Source organism: Bacillus sp. SA1-12 (assembly GCF_000981385.1).
Taxonomy (GTDB): Bacteria; Bacillota; Bacilli; order Bacillales; family Bacillaceae; genus Metabacillus.
In genome coordinates, this window is sequence record NZ_LATZ01000093.1 from 1 (window position 1) to 1,411 (window position 1,411).

1 pseudogene is annotated in these 1,411 nt (G+C 38.3%); it reads left to right on the plus strand.

The window, feature by feature from the left end:
* Window positions 1-230 precede the first annotated feature (230 nt).
* Window positions 231-1,411 (plus strand): annotated as a pseudogene (gene ltrA, locus WQ54_RS17970) (group II intron reverse transcriptase/maturase); the annotation flags it as partial.

Genomic DNA, 1,411 nt, shown 5'->3' on the forward strand with positions numbered 1-1,411 from the left:
AAAATCTGTTTGGATATCTAACGCTATGTACATACTAATCACCCCAAGATTAGTATGTAGAAATGAGTCGAAACTGTACATCTTTAATTAATCAAATTTTTACATATTTAAATTAGCATTTGTAAGAGCTACCTAAAGGAGGATATGGTGAATTCCATGGGGGACTTTGGGAGTGTGGAGTAAGAATAACACAATTAGATTTCTACGTTCACGTCGAAAGGAAATATCAAATGTTGATAGATATGATTTTGTCACGGGAAAACTTAATTGAAGCACTTAAGCGTGTGGAAAGGAACAAAGGAAGTCATGGCATAGATGGAATGTCCGTAAAATCCCTACGAAGACACCTCTATGAAAACTGGGATTCCCTTTGTCACTCTTTGAGAACTGGTACCTATGAACCGAACCCAGTACGTCGAATCGAAATCCCGAAACCGAACGGTGGAGTAAGATTACTAGGAATACCTACTGTGACAGATCGTTTCATCCAACAGGCCATAGCCCAGGTGCTAACCCCACTTTTCGACCCAACATTTTCAGAACATAGTTATGGTTTCCGTCCCAAAAGAAGGGGCCATGATGCAGTGAGGAAAGCCAAGGGATATATAAGTGAAGGGTATAGATGGGTTATTGATATGGATTTAGAGAAATTCTTTGACAAGGTTAATCATGATAAGTTAATGGGGATATTGGCAAATAGAGTACAAGACCGATTGGTCTTGAAACTTATACGGAGGTATCTCCAATCAGGAATCATGATTAACGGTGTGGTTAATGAAGCAGAAGAAGGTACACCACAAGGAGGTCCATTGAGTCCTCTTCTTTCAAACATTCTTTTGAATAGACTTGATAAAGAGTTAGAGAGTAGAGGACACAAATTCGTTCGTTACGCCCGACGACTGTAATATATACATGAAGTCAAAGAAAGCTGGTGAACGAGTGATGACCTCAATTACAAGTTTTATTGAGAAGAAACTAAAACTTAAAGTTAATAGAGAGAAGTCAGCGGTAGACCGCCCTTGGAAACGGAAGTTTCTTGGTTTCAGTTTTACAAACCATAAGAAACCCAAGGTCAGAATAGCGAATGAAAGTATCAAAAGACTAAAGTCTAGGATAAGACAGATCACATCTCGTTCAAAACCTAGTCCTATGGAAGTTAGAATTGAAAAACTAAACCAATATCTAACAGGGTGGTGTGGATACTTCGCTTTAGCTGATACACCAAGTAAGTTCAAAGAATTTGAAGAGTGGATAAGAAGAAGACTTCGTATGGTTGAATGGAAACAATGGAAAACACCTAAAACAAGAGTTAGAAAACTAAAAGGTTTAGGTGTTCCTGATAACAAGGCATACGAATGGGGAAACTCAAGAAAGAAATATTGGAGAATCGCCTGTAGTCCAATTCTACACA